Annotated in this window: 1 protein-coding gene; it reads right to left on the bottom strand. The window is 45.2% G+C overall.

The features are described from left to right. Positions 1-175 precede the first annotated feature (175 nt). A complete protein-coding gene (locus tag VN105_RS26935) occupies positions 176-2,338 on the bottom strand; it encodes a S46 family peptidase (protein WP_325646093.1) in 2,163 nt (720 codons plus the stop codon). Between the last annotated feature and the right edge of the window lie 85 nt (positions 2,339-2,423).

Here is a 2,423-nt window from a genome sequence, read left to right as displayed (position 1 = left end):
CCCTATAAAGCAACGTCGCTTTGCCATGGCCTTTCCGCTCCCACGCAGGCACCTTGCCTTTGGTATCTCCGAAAACTCTGCCAGAAGATTGCAGGTTAATTGTATAACACGCATAAAAAAATCCCGTACCGTGGATGCCGGTACGGGATTTCCTGATCAAATAATTACTGCCGGCTTATTTCACCAGTTTCAGTTCATTAATAATGTTTTTTGCACCACCCAGTTTATCGATACACCACAGTACATAGCGTACATCCACGCAGATAGTACGGTTGTACGCAGAATCGAACTGGATCTTATGACTCAGGGCTTCGTAGTTGCCATCAAAAGCAAGACCAATCAATTCACCATTGGCGTTGATCACAGGGGATCCGGAGTTACCGCCGGTGATATCATTGGTGGTAATAAAGCCTACCACGATATCATTCCGTTTCGCATCTTTATACTGGCCGAAATCTTTCTTCCTGTATAAGTCAATATAATTTTCAGGCAGGTCAAATTCGTAATCACCTGGCACATACTTCTCTATCACGCCTTTCATGGTGGTTACATAATCATAATGTACCGCATCACGTGGAGAATATGGTTTTACCTGGCCATAGGATAAACGCATGGTAAAGTTAGCATCAGGATACCTGTTGGCATTAGGGCTCATTTGCATAACACCTTTGAGATAAACGCGGCCCAGGTCATTAATTTTTGTATTGAACTGGTTGTATAACGGCAGGTATTTGCTTACATAATTTTTGATGAATGCGCTTGAATAGGCAAACACCGGGTCGTTCTGCAGGGTTACTGCATCAGGGTTTGCTACGAAGGCGTTCCATTTGGCATCATCGAAAATAAAGGTATTAGCCATTAAGGAAGCCGCCCAGGTATTGTAGGTTTTGTCTTCGTCAAGACTACCATATTTTGCTTTCAGCGCATCATAAAAACCAATGGGTTGCTGATCTTTGGAGATGTCTGTATAATACATATGGCAGGTAGCCGCAAGAATTTTCTGGTCGCTTGGTTTGTTTTCGCTTTCGAGGAAGGCTTTGCGCGCTTTATCAGCTGCTTCAACAGCCTGTTTCACGGCATCTTTGGGAGCGCCGGGAGTTACCAGTGCTCTTTCCACTCCTGTTAATGAGGCGGCAAAAGATGCCACCGGTGAGCCCAGGATACCTTCATTCAGGTAAGTCCGCTGTTTTGCATAAGGCGTCCATGCTTTATAAGCCGCTTCGTAATCAGGAAGTACGCTGGCAAATTCAGGCTTGTCCTGCGCCCATTTGGCAAAGGCTGCTTCCTGTTGCTGTTTATCGGCCAGTACACCATGTTTTTCCAGCTGTTTGGTTTCGCCGTCAAAAAATTTCCAGTAATTGGCGATACCGGCATAGGAAGAAGCCAGCTGCAGTTTTACCGCAGGGTCTTTCTTCATCTGTTCAAACATGGCTTTCAGTCTTACATCACGGAGATTTACCACGGAAGGGTTTTCTACAGATGTTTTCAGTTTCACACCGTAAGAAGTTTCATAACGGTTGGTACCGCCGGGGTAACCGAAAATCATGGCGTAATCATTTTCCTTTACACCTTTGATAGATACCGGCAGGAAATGTTTAGGCTTTAAAGGCACATTATCGGCAGCATAAGAGGCTGGCTTTCCATCCTTACCGGTATATACCCGGAAGATGGAGAAGTCGCCGGTGTGGCGGGGCCATTCCCAGTTGTCGGTATCACCGCCAAATTTACCTACACTTTCAGGAGGCGTACCTACCAGGCGGATATCTTTATAGCGTTCATATACAAACAGGAGATACTGGTTGCCTTTGAACATAGGTACTACTTTCGCTTCATAGCCGGTGTTGGCAGTGGCTTTGGAGATAATTTCACTGTATGCCTGTTGCTCTTTCCGGGCTCTTTCGGCGCCATCAAGTCCTTTCAGGGCCTCTTCCACCTGTTTGCTCACATCTTCCACCCTTACCAGGAACTGGACAGACAACTGGGAAGAAGCAATTTCTTCCTGTTTATTTTTTGCATAGAAACCGTTCTTCAGGTAATTATGTTCTACAGAACTGGCGGCGGCAATAGCGCCGTACCCACAGTGGTGATTGGTAAAAATAAGGCCCTCGTTACTTACAATTTCACCGGTACAGCCGCCGCCGAAAATAACGATAGCGTCTTTCAGGGATGCTTTATTAATACTATACAACTGTTCTTTAGTCAGCTTCAATCCTTTCTTCACCATGTCGTTGTACGTTTGTTGCCCCAGTAAATAAGGCAACCACATGCCCTCATCTGCTTTAGCCCATTTGATACTTACGCTAAGCAATAAGAGCAAAACCAGTAATTTTTTTCTCATATTAAGTCAGGTTTTGTTTTTAAGGACCTCAAACCTAGCTATTTTTTTGTTACCGGGCGCAGGTATAAGGACCAGCGGAGAGGTA

The organism is Chitinophaga sp., from assembly GCF_035564935.1.
GTDB lineage: Bacteria > Bacteroidota > Bacteroidia > Chitinophagales > Chitinophagaceae > Chitinophaga.
Note: the sequence above shows the minus strand (reverse complement) of the source record. Positions and strands in the feature narration are given on the sequence as shown.